Here is an 18,167-nt window from a genome sequence, read left to right as displayed (position 1 = left end):
ATAGTAAGTATAAGGTGCTAGACGTAAGGTGCCATTACAATGTCACCTTCATAATAGCGGAAGGATACACGCTGCGTTGCGTCTTTGACAAATCGCGTATAGCGGCCTATTACGATCTTGGTACCACCATATACAACATTTACGGCATCAATCTTAGCGCGGTCGGTATCTTCAAGAGACCTCTCGATCTCGAGAACACGTGCCTTTGCTAATCCGATTTCTTCCGTAGCTGCGCGTTTGGAGGAACTTAGTTTAATGCGCATCGCCATTTTATCCGGTGTCAGTTGGCCAGCAGCAGCTAGCTGGTCGAGCAGCTTCAGTGCTTTTTCTGTTTTGTCTAGATTATCTGCGCTTTGCTTGATCTGCAAACGAAGCTCGGTTAGTTCCGCTCTCAGTTCCGGACGCACACCGACCTCAAGCGTTGTAGCCGTAGACATTGTATTCCCAATCGTTCTTGCCACAACGCGATCGCCTGCTTGGATATTCCCTCCAACCACGAGCCCCTTAGGTCCGCTGCAAATGACATTGCGGCCTGCACGAACATGAGAATGCATAATACTTTGTGAAACGAGTACATCTTCACCCGCTGTGACATTGCTGTCTTGAATAAACGAGCTTTTCACGTTACGGTTCGCTTTTATGTAGCCTTTATTACTTGCGAGTATACCCCCGGTAATTTCGATAGAGCCGTCTGATTCTAGTATGGCACCTTCAACACCGCCGATTACTCGAATATCGCCGGAAGCCTTAACCTTGAAGCCTGTTAAAACATTACCTCTAATGACCACAGTGCCTACAAAGTCAATGTTGCCAACTTTGTAATCGACATCTCCATTTACTTCAAAAATCGGGAACACGTTGATCTTGCTTTTATCTGTAAGTGAGATAAGTCCGTCTATAGAGGCGTACATGGCTGTTTGTTCAGGATTCAAAACGACATTTTTGCCGATCTTGAAATACGCTTCTTTCCCGTTTCTGCAAACAATCGCATCACCGAATACTGATTTGCCATCCACTCCCGGTTTAGCCGGAACCTTCTCGGCAATCAACTGACCACGCTTCACATTTCTTAGTTGTGTAACTTCTTTAAAATCGATTTTACCGCCTTCGAGTTCTACCGGACGGTACTCGCCTTCATTCATATCGTGGGAGAAACGGATGTAGCCATCCTCACCATGACTGGGCTGATCCCCTTGAGCAATGACATTTTGACTATAGAAATAGGCACTCGGTCGCTGCGCGATATTTCGAAGCATGTCACGACTTATTCCGTAACAGACCCCGTGGCTTTTCAAAAACTCTTCAAGCTGCTCTTCCGTACATGAGAACTGCTCATCCGCAACATTAAATTGGATCGTAGCGGTCAGTTTATCAGGTGCAAGCTGAACAACGAGATATGATTGTAATGCTTCAGATGTAGACAAAACTGGCCCCCCTTTATTACATTAATGCTGCATTAATTGATCCTTTTGTTTTTCTAATGCACCTCGTAGTCTCAAAATCGCTTTTGAATGCAGTTGAGAAATCCTTGAAGGCGATAATGACATGACTTCAGCAATTTCGCTAAGCGATAATTCCTCATAATAGAAGAGTGAAATTACCGTCCTCTCTTTCTCAGTCAGACGATCAATACCACGAATCAGCGATTCTTTAAGGAAAAACTCATGTACCTTATAATCTGGATTCTTTGCTTTCTCATCGATCAGCAGTGACAAACGCGTCTCAGACTCTTCTTCACGAATTGGATCCTCAAGTGAACAAACCGTCGTAACTGCAATTTCTTGCAGCATAACGTCAAACTCTTTCTCCGAAACATCCAAATAACCGCTGATTTCCGCATCCGTCACAGAACGCATATATTGTTGCTCAAGCAATTGATATGCTTCTTCGATACGCTTTGCTTTCTCACGAACCGATCGTGGAACCCAGTCACCCTGACGCAACCCATCAATTATGGCGCCTCGAATTCTCCAAGAAGCATAGGTTTCAAATTGAAGACCACGTCTATAATCGAATTTCTCAATCGCGTCAATTAACCCCATAGCCCCGTTGCTTGCCAAGTCATCCTTGGAAACATTCTTAGGCAAACCGATAGCCATACGGTTACTTACATAATCAACCAACGTTAAGTACTGTTCAATCAGCAGTTTCTTCGCTTCAATGTCCCCGTCTTCTTTCCACTTCTGCCAAATCTCGATGTTAGACAAATGAGGCGCTTTCGGCTCAATCATCTTCTCACCCTCCTGTTAGGTGACGTATTGCTTTAGCCAATTCTTCAGGCTCTCGGTTCTGAGTTGATACTAATTTGGGAGGTGTCAGCGGTTGAAAGATCGCACCTTCGCTTGGTTCAAGCACTTGGTTTCCATCCAACTGACTTCTCAACAAACTGTTCAACTCATCACTTTGATCCGGTGTTGCATAATCAACTGAATTCCCCTTCGATTCGTCACCGTCTAACTGTGAAAAAGCCTGAACCTTTGGAGTCATAATAAGTGCCACTAAAGCGCGAAATAGAAAGCCAAGAACAAAGAAGGTTAGAAAAGCGTATAAACATCGGAGGCTAGTCACCGCCATCCCATTGCTGCCAAGCGAGAATAATAATGTAAGTAAACTGCCGCCTACTCCAAGGAAGACATTCCAGCGCCAAGACCCTACCATGCTAAATCTCCTTTACTCCTTGCTGCACACTGCGTATTACTAGTACACCGCTTAGACTGTTAAATTCAATCGTCCTACCGTAATTTGCTCCGGTATCTTCCGCCAAAAGCGGGATCGAAAATTGACGCAGCATCTCTTTACAGGACTCGACATTACGCGGACCAATCCGCATCGAATCACTGTTTGTTGTGAAAGCGAACATTTGCGCGCCGCCTGCCATTTTGGCAACGAGTCTTCTCGGTTCAGCGCCTGCTTGCTTCATTAGCCCAATCAAATGAGGAACCGAGGTATCTGCATATTTTGCGATATTGATCGGAGCCTCTCTTGCAATCTCGGAGGAGGGCAGCATCACATGCACCATGCCTGCCACCTTCGAGCGTTCGTCAAACAAAGTCAAGCCTACACATGACCCAAGACCCGTTGTTTTCAAGATTGCACCATTCAGTGCAATCTGAAGGTCAGCCATGCCCACTTTCACGAGATTTTCCTGCATCATTCGTTAGGCACTCCTAAAGCGCTAAATATTTTACCAAACGATTCCGGATCCGGAATAAGGAAGAAATGACCTGCAAGTTCCTCCCGACCTTCAAGAAACGTGGTATCGATTAACAGCGCGGAATCGCCCATTTCACCATATTGAACAAGTCCATAACTCAAGATAGCACCAGCCATATCGATTGCGATGGCAGGGACAGTTGGTGACATGTACAACTGCGTGAAATCGGCCAAAGATGATAAATAAGAACCTGCTAGTATGTTACCGATCTCAGCTAGTGCGGAAAATTCCATTTCGGAATATCCTTCTTCTGACACTGGGATGGAAAGCAAATTACGTAATAATTTCTTCGCAGAATGCTCCTCTATTAAGAAGAACATATTACCCGGTGCGTCACCTTCAACCCGAAGGAACACAGCGATGACGACTTGTTCAAATCCGCCTACTCGATCAGCAACCTGCTCGAAGGGGATTAAACTGACAGTGGGAACATTCATATCGACAGGCTTGTCCAGAAGTCTAGAAAGCGCCGTTGCTGCATTGCCCGCACCGATGTTCCCGACTTCCTTCAATACATCAAGCTTGAATGCTTCTAGCGAATCTAATGGGTTCACGCTGCTTAAACCTCTTGCTGTTCCAGTTGAATAATTTCGCTCTTATTGAGCACTTCGGAAAGGTTAAGCATGATAAGCAATCGGCTGTCTCCGATTTTTGCTACACCACGTAAGTACTTAGCCTTTATGCCACCTACAACTTCTGGAGGCGAATCGATAACATCCGGATCGATATCGATGACATCGTTTGCCGAATCCACAATAAATCCGACTTCCAAATCATCGACGGCAACGATGATGATTCTAGAGCTTTCTGTTTCTTCTGATTCCGGCAAGCTAAAGCGACCGCGAAGATCGATGACAGGTAGAACAACACCTCGTAGATTAATGACACCTTTTATGAAAGACGGTGTTTTGGGAACGCGTGTAATCGGCATCATACGCTCAATCGTGCGTACCTTTTCTACTTCAATTCCATACTCTTCATGTGCCAGGCCAAATACGATAACCTTAATTTCCTCAGCCATACGTAATCCCTCCTTTATTTAATGAGCGCGTTTGGATCGACGATCAAGGCAACTTGTCCATCACCAAGAATGGTTGCACCGGAGATTGCTTCTATATTCGTTAAATATTTGCCGAGCGACTTTAATACGATCTCACTTTGACCGATAAATTCGTCCACCGTAATTGCGCAAGTTTTATCGCCTTTACGAATGACGACAATCTCCGTCTCATGCTCTTCTTCCTCTAAGAAGGACTTTGCATCCAGTACTTGACTAAGAGAGATGAGAGGAATAAGTGATCCGCGATAATCAATCATGCGATTACCGTGAATTTTACGGATTTGCTCCCGTGGAACGATTCCCGTTTCAACGATGGATGAAAGCGGAATTGCATATTTCTCCGATCCTAGCTTAACGAGCATGGCAGAAATGATCGAAAGCGTAAGAGGTAGTTGTATCGAAAATTTCGTACCTTTACCAGGTTCGGAATCTACACTGACATGACCGCCTAGCGAAGTAATTTTAGATTTCACGACATCAAGTCCAACACCACGACCGGAAATATCGGAAATTTTATCTGCCGTACTGAAGCCTGCTGCGAAGATCAGCATGTTAATTTCGCTGTCTGTTAAACGTTTTGCTTCCTCAGCAGAAACAACTCCGTTCTTAATGGCAATTTGTTTCACTTTCTCTCTATTAATTCCGCGGCCGTCTTCTTCTACTTCAATGAAGACATGATTGCCACTATGGAAAGCACGGAGATGAACAATGCCCGTTTCCGACTTCCCTGCTGCAATACGATCTGCAATCGGTTCGATGCCATGGTCCAGCGAGTTACGAAGCAAGTGAACGAGTGGATCACCTATCTCGTCGATAACAGTACGATCTAGCTCTGTATCTGCACCTGATATGATGAGATCCACTTTCTTATCAAGCGTCTTGGCAAGATCGCGAATCATCCGAGGGAAGCGATTAAATACGGATTCCACCGGAACCATTCTCAGTTTCAATACAATATTCTGTAAATCACTGCTAACACGAGTCATGTGCTCTACAGTTTCGGTCAGTTCATTACGGCGGATCTCGCTTGCAAGTTGTTCGAGCCTTACTCGGTCAATCAGCAGCTCGCTGAATAGATTCATCAATGCATCCAACCGCTCGATATCTACACGAATCGTGCGAGAAACATTTCCACCGGTTGCTGCTGCTGCCTGCGCAGGTGCTGTTGTCGCTGCTGCTGTCTGCGATCTAGCGGCATTCACTTCACCTTGGGCTGCGTGAACCGGACTCGCTGAAGCAACAGACGCACTCTGAGCTGCTGCTCCGCACAGTTGCTGCAACGATTCACGATCCAGCTGTGTAATTGCTGCACCTTCGATTTCAGAAACCGATTCGATTCCTTTACGCAATTCGTCTTCCGAGATGCTGGCGATTGTAAATACGGTGAATGAGCGATCGAACTTTTCTTGCTCGATCTCTTGTACGCTTGGCGTGGATTTAACAATTTCGCCGCTTCGTTCCAAGAAGTCAAATACCATATAAGCCCGTGCTGCTTTTAGCACACAATCCTCGCGAACAGTCACGACGACATGATAGACAGAATGACCCGCATCGATAGATTGCAGAAGAATAGAGCTTTGGAACTCATCTAAGACCGTTCCATCTCCATTGCTGCCACCTGCTGCCGCCGCAGAAGCGGAAGTGTGTTGCTCGCTTTTGTAATCAGCTTTCACGATGGTTTGCAACGAAGCAACGATGGCTGTAACATCTGCCTTACCCGTACCGCCTCCGATAATGTCTTGCACCATAGATTCAAGTGCATCAAGGCTCTTAAACAACGTATCAAAAATGAAATTATCCATTTTGAGCTTGTTATTGCGGACAAGATCAAGTACATTCTCCATCTCATGCGTTAGCGACGCGAGATCTTCGAAGCCCATGGTCGCTGACATGCCTTTTAATGTATGGGCAGAGCGGAAAATGATTTGAACGACGCTTATGTCTTCCGGAGCGCTTTCAAGTTTCAATAAATTTTCATTTAATGACTGCAAATGATCATTTGATTCATCGATAAACATTGATAGATAAGCGTTCATATCCATTTTCATGCACCTCCTGTATAAATGGTTGCCATGCGAAAATGTATGCTTTACTTTCTGACGGCATGGTTTATTGCGTTTGCTATTTGTCTAAGCGGCACAATAGACTTTGCGACGCCTGCTTCTACTGCGGAACGCGGCATTCCGTAGACGACACAAGTCTCTTCCGATTCGGCAATAGCAGTTTCTGCTCCGCTATCATTAAGAGCTTTCATCCCTTTTACTCCATCGCTCCCCATGCCAGTCATAATGACCGCATGTCTGCGCAATTCCGGGAATGCAGCGCAGGATTCGAACATTGTATCGACGGAAGGTCGATGTCCGCCGCGCGGTGCTTCTTCGGATAGTTTGATCGAATAGCCTCCGCTTTCTTTGACAAGCTCCATATGATAACCGCCCGGCGCAATGTAAACGACGCCAGCTTCAACACGTTCGCCATGTACAGCCTCTGTAACATGCAGCGAACTAAACGTATCGAGCCGTTGTGCCAATGATCGAGTAAACTTAGGAGGCATATGCTGAACAACCAGTACAGGAGCCGGGAAGTCGATAGGCAGAGTCGTTATGACTTCGTGAAGGGCACGTGGTCCACCAGTAGAAGTTCCAATCGCGACTAAATGCTTGAAGTTTCTGGACCTCACAGGTTTATTCGGCTTAATGGCCGATTCCATTTCTTGATCCACTGTTGACAAGAATGGTTCAGCTTCCTTCTTAATGGCGCGCTTGTTTGCCTCAATCGAAGGCTTTGGTTTCTCAACCTTATCTTTGGCAACAGGCTTCATTTCACGAAGATTTGTAAACTCTTCCAATTGCGGTTGTACTGGCTTCAGCGAAAGCTCGTCCTTTAACATAGGTGCTGATTCAAAGCTGACTGTCGTCGGCTTCGCCTTAGCGATACTTGGCTTTTTCGGTGCCGGAGCCGGTTTCGATGGCTGGAATAAGTAAGAATGTCTATTCGTGAGTACAGCGATTCGAAGTTTCTCCAGCAATTGCTCGCCGACGGTATGAATATCAGGAGACATTGGCCCAGAAGGCTTGCGGATAAAGTCAAAAGCGCCATTCTGCAGTGCTTTAATGGTCTCTCTAGTTCCATCATCGCTTATGCTGGAGAGCATGATAATCGGTACCGGATGAATTCGCATAATACGCTCCAACGCCTCTAGCCCATTCATCTCCGGCATTTCTAAATCCATCGTAATGACATCCGGTTTAAGCGTCCGTACAGCCTCGATTGCTTCGCGGCCATTATTAGCTGTTGCAATAATGTCAAATTGGGGATCAACAGCGATCAAATCACACAGAATTTTCCGCATAAAAGCAGAATCATCTACAACCAATACACGCGAAATCGCATTCATCGATGTGCCCTCCTCGATTCAAAGGATTATTATGATAGTCTGAACATCTTATGTAGAAATCCTTTGACACCGCTATTCGCGGCGGCAGGAGTTTGAGGAACGTCAACGAATCGCTTGGCAATTTCCAAGATCGACTTCGACGCTTCAGTACTCGGATATGCTATAGCGAAAGGAATTTGTTTCTTTACAGCCTTTGTTACATTGGGATCATCCGGCAAAATGCCAAGCACCGGCAGTTCAATATTTAGAAAACGCTGTGCCACGAGACCGATTTTGTCTGCGGTTGCGTTGCCTTCCTTGTTATCGATTGCCCGATTCACAATCAGTTTAAATTTGACATCATGTTCCATTGCCGTGACCATCTTAATTAGTGCATAAGCATCCGTAATCGAGGTCGGCTCAGGTGTCGTAACGACGATGGTTTCTTGGGCAGCAGTGATGAACTTCACCGTTTCCTTTGAGAGCCCAGCCCCGGTATCGAACAAAATAACATCATACTGACCATGCAGTCGGCTAATTTGTTCAGCGAAGTAGTCCAGCTGCGCAGCAGATAAATCAAGAAGATCTTTAAATCCCGACCCGCCTGCAATAAAATGAACACCTTGCGGCCCTTCTTGTATGATCTCCCAAATCGTTTTCTCTTGTTTTAAGAGATGATAGAGGTTATAGGGCGACGACACACCCATTAACACATCGATATTGGCCATGCCGATATCGGCATCGAATATGAGAACTTTCTGTCCTACCCGCTGCAGTGCAAGCGAGAAATTCAGACTAAAGTTAGATTTACCAACGCCGCCTTTGCCGCTTGTCACCGTTATGACTTTGGTAGTGCGTCCTTCATTCTTCTGTTCTTGATTGCGCACTAAATTTCGCAGTGCTTCCGCCTGGTCAGTTATCATTGGGAATCCCCCAGCAATTGCGAAACATAACTAGAAACCTTGAATGTGGTAATATCATCAGGAACCGTTTGACCGTATGCAATGTATGTAGGACGGAGTCCTTGTTCTATAGCCAAATTGAGAATGGCTCCACTTGCGTTCGTCTCATCCTGTTTGGTATAAAGCACTCGATTAATACCGTATTTGGCGAAATTCTCAGCAACGCTCGACATATCGGCAAATTTGCCGGTTAGGCTGAGTACGAGGAACGTTTCCGAGCGACGATCGGATTGGAGCAAACTGTTTACTTCAGACACATAAAGCTCATTGCGGAAGTTACGCCCTGCTGTATCCATAAATATTAGTTCGCGATCTTCAAGCTGTTTGAAAGCTCTAGCAACTTCCGATGGCGAGAATACTACCTCCAGAGGTACATTCAAAATCGTAGCATACGTTCTCAATTGATCGACCGCGGCGATTCGATAAGTATCCGATGTGATGAATCCTACCTTACGACCTGATTTCAACGTTTGTTCAGCAGCCAGTTTAGCAATAGATGTCGTCTTCCCAACGCCAGTTGGACCTACGAAATGGATAACCTGCGTATCTCTTCCAATAACACTGGCTTCAAATTCTTTGAGCCAATCTAGAAGTGTCTCCTCGGCAATACGCCATACGGTCAATCGATCAATTGCAGTCGTTTGACTCGATAAATCAGAAGCTTCCAGCTTTTCTTCTATTTGCTCAATTAATTTGTCAATCAACTTCTGGCTGACTTCTTGATCCAATAGCCGATCCTGTAAAGCTTGCAATGCTTCAGGCCTTGTTTCCAGCTTCTGCTGTTTCGACATTCTTACAATCCATTGCTTCATATCTCGGATCTCAGAAATCAATTCCTCTTCTGTCAACAGAGGCTTCGGTTTTTCAACACTTGATTGCTGTACTTGTGATCTTGTTTCATAGATGGATGCCGGTGATACCCGAGGCAGCTCCAGCAATTCTGGCACCATAGTAACTGTAGCTGCCTGTCTTACCATTGCTTCTCTTGCGGTCTCACGCTCTGCGACAGCTGCTGATGCCATTGAAGCAATTGAAGCCATTGTTGCCGGAGAAACCACTGGCTGCATAGTCGGTTGAGTGCGAGCCGGTAACTTAGGAGAAGCAGCTACTTTACCCCCCGCCTCAACTGCCGCAATAACCTCGGTTTGCTTCTTGCCGAACATACCAAGAAATCCACCAACTCGAATTTCTTTCGTATTCAAAATTATGGCATCTACACCAAGATCATTGCGAATCATCGGCAGCGCTTCGGGTAATGCATTTACTACATAACGCTTTACCTTCATAGATTCACCACTCCAATGCTTTGTACTTCAATACTTGGCTCGAGCTCGCTATACGATAGAACAGGGACATCATGCATCGTACGTTCTACGATTTGTCTTAAATACATGCGAATGGTAGGTGAAGCGAGCACGATCGGCTGATTGCCGGATTGAATCTGTTTGTTTACCTGTTCATTCAACTTCTGATAGATTGTTTGAGTCGAGACTGGGTCAAGTGCCAAGTAACTGCCTTGATCAGAACTTTGAACCGATTCAGCAATCTTCTTCTCTAGTGTTGGTCCAACTGTTATTACGCGAAGCATATCCCCATTCTGGGAGAATTGCTGAGTAATCTGTCTAGATAGTGCCTGACGAACATACTCGGTCAGAATATCCGTATCCTTCGTGTAGGATCCATGATCCGCAAGTGCTTCGAAAATCGTTACCATATTACGAATGGATACCTTCTCACGCAGCAGTTTTGACAGTACCTTTTGGATTTCACCGACATTTAGAATAGACGGAATGAGTTCGTCAACCAAAGTAGGGTATGACTCTCTAACATTGTCCACAAGTGCTTTCGTCTCTTGGCGCCCGATCAGCTCATGCGCATGACGTTTTATCAGCTCTGTCAAATGAGTCGCAACAACAGACGGAGGATCCACCACCGTATAACCTGTCAGCTCAGCTCTCTCTTTTGTTGCCTCATCAATCCAAATGGCCGGTAAACCGAAGGCCGGCTCTATTGTCTCTATACCGATAACGGATTCATCTTCAAATCCAGGACTCATCGCAAGATAGTGATTGAGCAGAAGCTCTCCTCGCGCTACCGTATTACCTTTAATCTTAATGATGTATTCATTCGGTTTTAGTTGGATATTGTCTCGAATCCGAATGACGGGAACGACAAGCCCAAGTTCGAGTGCACATTGTCGACGAATCATGATAATCCGATCCAGCAAATCCCCCCCCTGCTGCGTATCGGCAAGTGGGATCAAACCGTAACCAAATTCAAATTCAATCGGGTCAACTTGCAGCAAGCTGATTACACTTTCGGGGCTTCGAACCTCTTCAATTTCCTGTTCTTCCACAAGAAGCTCTTGTGCTTCTTGCTCTTTCGAAAGCGATTTTTGCATCCGATAGGCACCATACGAAATGATTGCTGCAAAAGGTAAAGTCGCAATCGGTCCGATTGGCGTTCCAACTCCGAGCAGTGTAATTGTACCTGCTACAATGTAGAGCAGTTTCGGATAACGAAACAGCTGAGTAGTAACATCATGTGCCAAGTTACCGTCAGATGCAGCACGGGTGACAATTAAACCTGTTGCTGTCGAAATCAACAGAGCAGGAATTTGACTGACAAGTCCATCACCGATAGTTAGAACGGAGAAGGTATGTAAGGAATCCGAAAAACTCATGCCATGAATCGACATCCCGATTACAAATCCGCCAAGCAGGTTAATAATGAGAATGATAATGGATGCAATGGCATCCCCTTTAACAAATTTGCTGGCACCATCCATCGAACCGTAGAAATCAGCTTCGCGTTCGATTTTTTTACGGCGCTCTCTAGCTTGTACTTCGTTTATGAGGCCAGCATTCAAGTCGGCGTCGATACTCATCTGTTTACCGGGCATCGCATCCAATGTGAACCTTGCAGCAACCTCTGCGACACGTTCCGAGCCTTTGGTGATAACGAGGAACTGAACAACAACAAGAATTAGAAAAACAACGAAACCAATTGCAATTTGACCACCGGCTACCCAATTACCAAAGGTTTCAACTACCTTACCGGCATGTGCATGCTGTAGAATATTCCGCGTGGTTGAAACGTTTAGTGCTAAACGAAACAAGGTTGTGATGAGCAGCAATGCTGGAAATATGGAAAATTCCAATGCATCTTGCGTATTCATAGCGATAAGCAAAATGATAAGCGCAATTGAAATGTTCACAATTAGGAGCACGTCAAGCAAAGCTGGTGGAATCGGAATGACCATCATAAGAACGATGCCGATGATCCCGATTAGTATGGTCAGGTCTCTAGCCTTCATGACGTTCCCTCCTCCGTAGATAAATATAGATTATTTCACTTTCTTTTTGATCTTATATACATATGCCAGTACTTCAGCCACAGCCTGGAATAGGTCAACGGGAACCGAATCGCCGATTTCCGTTCGATCGTATAACGCTCTGGCAAGCGGCCTGTTTTCCATCATTATTACGCCGTTTTCCTTTGCCACCTCTTTAATGCGAAGGGCCACATAATCCATCCCCTTTGCGATTACTTTAGGGGCTTCCATTTTCGAACCTTCATACTGAATGGCGATAGCGAAATGGGTAGGATTTGTAATGACGACGTCAGCCTTAGGTACATCCTGCATCATTCGTTGCAGAGCCATCCGGCGCTGCCGCTCTCGAATTTTGCCTTTAATGAGCGGATCACCTTCAGATTTCTTATATTCGTCCTTGATGTCTTGCTTAGACATCTTCAAGCTCTTCTCGTGCTCGTAACGCTTGTACATGTAATCAAACATGGCTAGTACGGCTAGTATGGCACCAATATATAAGCCAAGATTTATGGTTATTTTTGCAATGATGCTAAAGATTCCGCTAATCGATACTGTTGCGAGCTGCATAATGACATCAAGCTCACTTCGTAAAATCCAATAGACCATGAATCCAATGAGAAGCAGTTTCAAAATATTTTTCACAAACTCGACTACCGAATGCATAGAGAAAATTTGTTTAAAACCTTTTAATGGACTGATTTTACTGAATTTCATCAAGAGTGGCTCACCGGTAAACATAATTCCGATCTGTGCGTAATTTCCCAATATCGCGATGAGTACAGCGATCGCAAATATTGGCGCTAGTAACATCAAGCCCTGCAGCATCAAATCAGAAAACAACGCAACGATGTTTTCCGTCGTCACTTGCATCAAGAGCTTCTGTTCTAATATCAGTCCAAAAATACGCATCAGTCGAACCTTGTAGTAATCACCCATCATGATAAAACTTAGAAAAATGAAGAATAGAATCAGTGCAGCCGGAATTTCTTGGCTTTTGGCCGTTTGACCTTTCTTACGAGCATCTTGCCTTTTCTTCGGTGTTGCACGCTCTGTTTTCTCACCATTGAACATCTGTAGGTCGAGCGTCCAACGATACTTAACCATAAATACTGCCCTCCTACCTAAGCTGCAGGACCTTGTAAAATGTCGAATAGCTTCCGCATGGCAGTGAACATCTGTTCAAACACGTGCTCATACAGGATGACCAGACCTGGCATCATAACAGCCAACATGAGAAAGCCGACTAAAATCTTAATCGGGATCCCAATGACAAACACATTGTATTGCGGCGCTGTCCGCGCAAGAAATCCAAGCCCAACATCCGTTAAGAACATCGTGACAACTAATGGTGCTGACATCTGAACGGCAAGCAAAAATGTTTGTCCGAACATTCCGGTCAAGTAACTGGATATGCTACCGCTACTGACGTGGGCAAACAGCGTATTCGTTAGAGGAACCCATTCATAACTTTGAAGTAAAGCGGAAAGCAAGTAATGATGACCATTTATCGACAAGAAAACGAGAGTTGCGATCATCCCTTTGAAGTTACCCATAAGCGGAGCAGAAACACCTGTCATTGGGTCAATAACGTTGGCCATACCAAAGCCCATCTGCATATCAATCAAGCTTCCTGCCGTATTTACAATTGTAAAAAATAGATAGGCTGCAAATCCGAGCAAGGCACCTGCCAGAATCTCTCGAATGATCGCTAATACATAGTCAGCGTCGGGGACGATCGTTTGTTTGAGGCCATAAGTTAAGAAAACGAGCAGTGATATAAAAAAACAGAATCCCAATTTAAATGTATTCGGCACATTTCGAGTCGAAAAAATTGGCGCTACGACGAAAAACGCTGTTATTCGACAAAAAATAAGCAAAAAAATAGGGAATCCTTGAAGAAACAACTCCATCGACCCACAGCCTATCCGATGTATTTATACAAGTTATTCAGCAGGTTGTAAGTGAAATCGACCAGCGTATTCAATATCCACGGCCCGAATAACAAGATAGAAAGCAGCACAGCCGCCACCTTAGGAACGAATGCTAGTGTCTGCTCCTGAATCTGTGTAGTAGCTTGGAAAATACTAACGAGAAGACCTACTACAAGTCCGATTAAGAGCATTGGCGCACTGGCTTTCAGTACCGTATATACAGCCTGTCCAGCTAAGGCGATGATGAAGTCAGTACTCATGCTTGTACTCCCTCCTGACAGAACCTACGGATTAAAGCTTAATAACAACGACTTGACGATCAGATACCAGCCATCTACCAGAACGAAAAGTAAAATCTTAAACGGTAGTGAGATCATAACTGGTGGAAGCATCATCATCCCCATCGCCATGAGCGTACTGGCGACCACCATGTCGATAATAAGAAACGGAATGAATATCATGAATCCCATCTGAAAGGAAGTTCGAAGCTCGCTTAGTGCGTAAGCCGGAACCATAATTGTAATTGGAACATCCTCAATGGACTTCGGCTTCTCTGTCTTCGTATATTTCAGAAATAACAATAAATCCTTATCTCTCGTTTGCTTCATCATAAATCGCTTCATCGGTACAGCGGCTTTACTCAGCGCTTCGGTTTGAGTCAATTCACCTTTGAGATAGGGTTGAAGAGCCACTTGATTAACTGCACTTAAGGTTGGCGACATGATGAAGAAAGTGAGAAACATCGCAAGTCCGATCAAAACTTGATTCGGAGGCATTTGCTGCGTTCCGAGGGAAGTTCGAACGAAACCGAGTACGATGACGATTCGTGTAAAGCTTGTCATTAATACGAGAATGGCCGGAGCCACACTTAAAACGGTAATCATCAGCAATAGGGAAAGCGCGCTTGTTCCAGGAGTTTCACTGCCACTGTCACCACCAATACTTACGCTGACATTAGGCAGCGGCTCTGCAAAGGCATGGGAGTGAAACAATAGGGTGAACAATTGAAAAGCTGCAACCGCTAGTAATAGTTTTTTGTTCATTCATCCAACAACCGATCATTTTGATTTTGCTCTTTAAGCAGCTCTTCTACCTTCTGCTTCTGATCAGACTGACGCATCATCCCGTTTTTGAGCAGCTCTTTGAATGAAGTTGCAGATTGCCAAGGCTCGCTAGCAGGCTCTTCAGCTTTGTTGTTTCTACGGAATCGACTGATAACATCCGTCAAAGTCGGTGTGTTCCATGTACGACCGTTCTGCTGTTCAATAGCTTCCAAGATAGCTGATGCCGTTTCTGGATCATCGATCTTATCGAGCAGGGTTATATCTTCACCAACACCTACAACATAAACTCTGCCGGAGAGTTCAACCACTTGCAACGATTTATTCTGACCAAGTGGAATGCCTCCTAGAGAACGAAGCGCCCGATTGGTCCCCCAACCACGATTACGACTGGAAAGCCACTTAATAACGAGTATGATTAGTCCGACGACTAGCATGAGCGCAATGATGACCCAGATGTAGTACCCGACACTCGTTCCGATTACCGGTTTATCCTCATCACCGCTTATCTCTGCTGACGCAAGACTTGCTGTCAAAAGCCAGCCGGAGACAGCCATAGCAGCAAGTCGAACACCCTTCAAAACCTTCATTCTATTAACCTAGCGTTTTCTTGATCGCTTCAATTACGCGGTCAGCCTGGAATGGTTTAACAATGAAGTCTTTTGCACCGGCTTGGATAGCATCAATAACCATAGCTTGTTGTCCCATAGCGGAACACATAATAACTTTTGCATTGCCATCAATCTTCTTGATTTCTTTCAGAGCTACGATTCCATCCATCTCCGGCATCGTGATATCCATTGTAATAAGATCCGGTTTCAATTCTTTATATTTCTCAATTGCTTGTGCACCGTCTTGTGCTTCCCCTACAACTTCATATCCGTTTTTAGTAAGTATGTCGCGGATCATCATTCTCATAAATGCTGCGTCGTCTACGATCAAAATGCGATTTGCCATTGTTTCTTCCCCCTAAGGTGTTATTGTAATTTTTGGATACGATCCCATTGGCTTACGATATCAGTGACACGAACACCGAAATTCTCATCAATAACGACAACCTCGCCTTTGGCGATTAGTTTGTTATTGACCAAAATATCAACCGGTTCCCCTGCCAGCTTGTCCAGCTCAATGATTGAACCCTGTGACAATTCAAGAATATCCTTGATTTGCTTCTGAGTTCTTCCTAATTCTACTGTGACCTTAAGCGGTATGTCGAGTAATAAATTTAAATTTGAATCATCTGTCTGTACATACGGCGCGCCTTGAAAATTAGCGAATTGCACAGGCTGTACATTCACATTCCGGTTCGCTGCGGCACCATAGGTTTGAGGCCCAACCGGCGCTGCTGCATATTGCGGCATCGGTGGCTGCATATAGGCAGCTGGCGGCGGCATATGAGCTGCAGGCGGTTCCGGTATATAAGCCGGAGGCGGCGTATGCACAGGTGCCGGAACAGATACAGGTGCAGCTGCTACAGGCGTATGTATTGGCGCTGGCGCTGGAGCAGGTGTAGGCTCAGCAGCAGAAGTGCCCCCCATGAGCGTGTCTACCATCTCTTTCGCAAAAGAAATCGGCAGCAGCTGCATAATGGTTGAATCGATCAAGTCACCAATCGCCAAACGGAACGATACTTTAATGAAGAGATCGTCCGGCGGCAGCTTCTCAACGCCTGATCCATTATGAATATCCAGAATATCGATACCCGGTGGTGAGATGTTTACAAAACGGTTGAAGATGGTCGACATCGATGTAGCGGAAGAGCCCATCATTTGATTCATTGCTTCTTGCACGGCACTGATATGGATTTCATTCAACTCTGAACCAAGCAGCTTCCCTTCGCCGCCAAGCATCAGATCCGCAATGGTCTGAGCATCTTTCGTTTTGATGACGAGTGAATTGATTCCTTGGAAACCATCAACATAGCTAACAGATACGGCTACATGAGGCTTTGGAAATTCATCATCAAGCTCACTGCGTCTAATCAAGGATACTTTCGGTGTTGTAATATCAACTTTCCTACCAAGCAGTGTCGAAAGTGCTGTTGCTGCACTTCCGAATGTTATATTACCGATTTCACCAAGTGCATCCTGTTCGATTGAGCTCAAATAATTATTTAATTCTTGCTCCCGGTTAAATGGCTCCGGCATATCGGGCTCATCGGAAGTCTGACGCAGCAAGGCATCGATTTCTTCTTGTGATAAGTAATCTTTACTCGTCATACTCTTCTTCCACTCCTTCAGTGAGGATTTCATCAATTTGAACGGCCATACGATCTTTAATCGACCCTGGGCTGCCGATAAATTTCCGCTTATCCCCAACCTTAATATCAAGCCCTTGATCTATTGGTTTACTGAGCGATATGACATCCCCCACCGAAAGACCTAAAAATTCACGAATCGATATACTGGACTGACCAAGCTCACATACGATTGGAAGCTTAGCTTTACTTACGCGCTGCTTCAGGACCTCTACTTCCTCTGGCGCCCTTGTCTTCTTCTGTGACACGAACCAATGGTGAACAGAAAGTCTTGGCATGATTGGCTCGATTACGACGTGTGGGATACATAAATTAATCATCCCCGTTGTATCACCAATCTTCGTACTAAGCGAAATCAGTGCGATTGTTTCATTCGGTGAAACGATCTGCATGAACTGCGGATTCGTTTCAAGTGCTTCCATCCTAGGCGAAATGTCAATAATAGTCTTCCAAGCTTCTTGTAAACTCTCAAACGCTCTGCTGAAAATGCGCTCCATAATATTCGTTTCAATTTCAGTCAGTGCGTTAATCTTGGAAGGCGCTAAGCCTTGCCCGCCCAGTAGTCGATCCAGCATAGCGTATGCAACGTTCGGATGGACCTCAAGCACCATTCTGCCTTCTAGAGGCTCAGCCTCGAAAATATTCAGAATGGTCATCTTCGGAATGGAGCGGATAAACTCGTCATAGGGCAGCTGTTCAACTTGAACGACACTAATTTGAACGAATGTACGAAGCTGCGCTGAGAAATAGGTGGTCAAGTATCGCGCAAAGTTTTCGTGTATCCGAGTTAAGCTTCGGATATGATCCTTGGAGAAACGGACCGCACGTTTGAACTCATAGACACGAATTTTCTTCTGCGTATCTTCCTTTTTTAATTCTTCAGCATCCATTTCACCGGATGATAGAGCAGCGAGCAACGCATCAATCTCGTTCTGCGACAGAACATCAACCAATTATTTCACCCCCTTCAAG

General features: G+C 45.1%; 19 protein-coding genes. All 19 read right to left on the bottom strand.

Features of this window, described 5'->3' with window-relative positions:
• Window positions 1–17: 17 nt before the first annotated feature.
• The 19 genes from AC506A_RS02825 to fliM are packed head-to-tail and all read right to left on the bottom strand — an operon-like array spanning window position 18 to window position 18,148.
• Window positions 18–1,424, bottom strand: a complete 1,407-nt coding sequence (locus AC506A_RS02825) for a flagellar assembly protein A (RefSeq protein ID WP_495459462.1) — start codon at window positions 1,422–1,424, stop codon at window positions 18–20.
• Between the two features lie 21 nt (window positions 1,425–1,445).
• Entirely contained in the window at window positions 1,446–2,231 is a 786-nt protein-coding gene (locus AC506A_RS02820; RefSeq protein ID WP_091218697.1) for a FliA/WhiG family RNA polymerase sigma factor, read from the bottom strand.
• A gap of 4 nt (window positions 2,232–2,235) precedes the next feature.
• Window positions 2,236–2,658 (bottom strand): hypothetical protein, encoded by a 423-nt coding sequence (locus tag AC506A_RS02815; RefSeq protein WP_495459461.1) that lies wholly within the window; start codon window positions 2,656–2,658, stop codon window positions 2,236–2,238.
• A gap of 1 nt (window position 2,659) precedes the next feature.
• Window positions 2,660–3,154 (bottom strand): chemotaxis protein CheD, encoded by a 495-nt coding sequence (locus tag AC506A_RS02810; RefSeq protein WP_475779552.1) that lies wholly within the window; start codon window positions 3,152–3,154, stop codon window positions 2,660–2,662.
• Window positions 3,151–3,768 (bottom strand): chemotaxis protein CheC, encoded by a 618-nt coding sequence (locus tag AC506A_RS02805; RefSeq protein WP_495459460.1) that lies wholly within the window; start codon window positions 3,766–3,768, stop codon window positions 3,151–3,153. The genes AC506A_RS02810 and AC506A_RS02805 overlap by 4 nt, the downstream gene beginning before the upstream one ends.
• Before the next feature lie 5 nt (window positions 3,769–3,773).
• Window positions 3,774–4,235 (bottom strand): chemotaxis protein CheW, encoded by a 462-nt coding sequence (locus AC506A_RS02800; RefSeq protein ID WP_495459459.1) that lies wholly within the window; start codon window positions 4,233–4,235, stop codon window positions 3,774–3,776.
• A 14-nt stretch (window positions 4,236–4,249) separates the two neighbouring features.
• A complete protein-coding gene (locus AC506A_RS02795; protein WP_495459458.1) occupies window positions 4,250–6,316 on the bottom strand; it encodes a chemotaxis protein CheW in 2,067 nt (688 codons plus the stop codon).
• A gap of 47 nt (window positions 6,317–6,363) precedes the next feature.
• Window positions 6,364–7,671 carry a protein-glutamate methylesterase/protein-glutamine glutaminase gene (locus tag AC506A_RS02790; RefSeq protein ID WP_495459457.1) on the bottom strand — a complete coding sequence of 436 codons (1,308 nt, stop codon included), beginning with the start codon at window positions 7,669–7,671 and terminating at the stop codon, window positions 6,364–6,366.
• A 29-nt stretch (window positions 7,672–7,700) separates the two neighbouring features.
• Window positions 7,701–8,570 (bottom strand): MinD/ParA family protein, encoded by an 870-nt coding sequence (locus AC506A_RS02785; RefSeq protein WP_495460957.1) that lies wholly within the window; start codon window positions 8,568–8,570, stop codon window positions 7,701–7,703.
• Window positions 8,570–9,898, bottom strand: coding sequence for a flagellar biosynthesis GTPase FlhF (gene flhF / locus AC506A_RS02780; RefSeq protein WP_495459456.1), 1,329 nt, complete (start codon window positions 9,896–9,898; stop codon window positions 8,570–8,572). Before flhF ends, AC506A_RS02785 begins: the two co-directional genes overlap by 1 nt.
• A complete protein-coding gene (gene flhA, locus AC506A_RS02775; protein WP_495459455.1) occupies window positions 9,895–11,928 on the bottom strand; it encodes a flagellar biosynthesis protein FlhA in 2,034 nt (677 codons plus the stop codon). Before flhA ends, flhF begins: the two co-directional genes overlap by 4 nt.
• Window positions 11,929–11,958: 30 nt before the next feature.
• Window positions 11,959–13,050: a flagellar biosynthesis protein FlhB gene (gene flhB / locus AC506A_RS02770; RefSeq protein ID WP_495459454.1), complete on the bottom strand. Its 1,092-nt coding sequence runs from the start codon at window positions 13,048–13,050 to the stop codon at window positions 11,959–11,961.
• Between the two features lie 17 nt (window positions 13,051–13,067).
• Window positions 13,068–13,856 carry a flagellar biosynthetic protein FliR gene (gene fliR / locus AC506A_RS02765; protein ID WP_495459453.1) on the bottom strand — a complete coding sequence of 263 codons (789 nt, stop codon included), beginning with the start codon at window positions 13,854–13,856 and terminating at the stop codon, window positions 13,068–13,070.
• An 11-nt stretch (window positions 13,857–13,867) separates the two neighbouring features.
• Entirely contained in the window at window positions 13,868–14,137 is a 270-nt protein-coding gene (gene fliQ, locus AC506A_RS02760; protein WP_495459452.1) for a flagellar biosynthesis protein FliQ, read from the bottom strand.
• A gap of 24 nt (window positions 14,138–14,161) precedes the next feature.
• Window positions 14,162–14,920, bottom strand: coding sequence for a flagellar type III secretion system pore protein FliP (gene fliP, locus AC506A_RS02755; RefSeq protein WP_495459451.1), 759 nt, complete (start codon window positions 14,918–14,920; stop codon window positions 14,162–14,164).
• On the bottom strand, window positions 14,917–15,528 hold the full coding sequence (locus tag AC506A_RS02750) for a flagellar biosynthetic protein FliO (RefSeq protein ID WP_495459450.1): 612 nt from the start codon (window positions 15,526–15,528) through the stop codon (window positions 14,917–14,919). Before AC506A_RS02750 ends, fliP begins: the two co-directional genes overlap by 4 nt.
• A 4-nt stretch (window positions 15,529–15,532) precedes the next feature.
• Window positions 15,533–15,895, bottom strand: a complete 363-nt coding sequence (locus AC506A_RS02745; RefSeq protein ID WP_090637619.1) for a response regulator — start codon at window positions 15,893–15,895, stop codon at window positions 15,533–15,535.
• A 20-nt stretch (window positions 15,896–15,915) separates the two neighbouring features.
• Window positions 15,916–17,157, bottom strand: a complete 1,242-nt coding sequence (fliY, locus tag AC506A_RS02740; protein WP_495459449.1) for a flagellar motor switch phosphatase FliY — start codon at window positions 17,155–17,157, stop codon at window positions 15,916–15,918.
• A complete protein-coding gene (gene fliM, locus AC506A_RS02735; RefSeq protein WP_495459448.1) occupies window positions 17,147–18,148 on the bottom strand; it encodes a flagellar motor switch protein FliM in 1,002 nt (333 codons plus the stop codon). Before fliM ends, fliY begins: the two co-directional genes overlap by 11 nt.
• Window positions 18,149–18,167 lie beyond the last annotated feature (19 nt).

It is taken from the genome of Paenibacillus sp. N22P23, from assembly GCF_059383735.1.
This window is presented reverse-complemented; position numbering and strand designations above follow the sequence as displayed.

Bases quoted from the DNA above. Each gene is read 5' to 3' on its own strand.
- AC506A_RS02820 (WP_091218697.1), bottom strand. From the start codon at position 2,231: ATGATTGAGCCGAAAGCGCCTCATTTGTCTAACATCGAGATTTGGCAG.
- AC506A_RS02815 (WP_495459461.1), bottom strand. From the start codon at position 2,658: ATGGTAGGGTCTTGGCGCTGGAATGTCTTCCTTGGAGTAGGCGGCAGT.
- AC506A_RS02810 (WP_475779552.1), bottom strand. From the start codon at position 3,154: ATGATGCAGGAAAATCTCGTGAAAGTGGGCATGGCTGACCTTCAGATT.
- AC506A_RS02800 (WP_495459459.1), bottom strand. From the start codon at position 4,235: ATGGCTGAGGAAATTAAGGTTATCGTATTTGGCCTGGCACATGAAGAG.
- AC506A_RS02795 (WP_495459458.1), bottom strand. From the start codon at position 6,316: ATGGATATGAACGCTTATCTATCAATGTTTATCGATGAATCAAATGAT.
- AC506A_RS02790 (WP_495459457.1), bottom strand. From the start codon at position 7,671: ATGAATGCGATTTCGCGTGTATTGGTTGTAGATGATTCTGCTTTTATG.
- flhF (WP_495459456.1), bottom strand. From the start codon at position 9,898: ATGAAGGTAAAGCGTTATGTAGTAAATGCATTACCCGAAGCGCTGCCG.
- flhA (WP_495459455.1), bottom strand. From the start codon at position 11,928: ATGAAGGCTAGAGACCTGACCATACTAATCGGGATCATCGGCATCGTT.
- flhB (WP_495459454.1), bottom strand. From the start codon at position 13,050: ATGGTTAAGTATCGTTGGACGCTCGACCTACAGATGTTCAATGGTGAG.
- fliR (WP_495459453.1), bottom strand. From the start codon at position 13,856: ATGGAGTTGTTTCTTCAAGGATTCCCTATTTTTTTGCTTATTTTTTGT.
- fliQ (WP_495459452.1), bottom strand. From the start codon at position 14,137: ATGAGTACTGACTTCATCATCGCCTTAGCTGGACAGGCTGTATATACG.
- fliP (WP_495459451.1), bottom strand. From the start codon at position 14,920: ATGAACAAAAAACTATTACTAGCGGTTGCAGCTTTTCAATTGTTCACC.
- AC506A_RS02750 (WP_495459450.1), bottom strand. From the start codon at position 15,528: ATGAAGGTTTTGAAGGGTGTTCGACTTGCTGCTATGGCTGTCTCCGGC.
- AC506A_RS02745 (WP_090637619.1), bottom strand. From the start codon at position 15,895: ATGGCAAATCGCATTTTGATCGTAGACGACGCAGCATTTATGAGAATG.
- fliY (WP_495459449.1), bottom strand. From the start codon at position 17,157: ATGACGAGTAAAGATTACTTATCACAAGAAGAAATCGATGCCTTGCTG.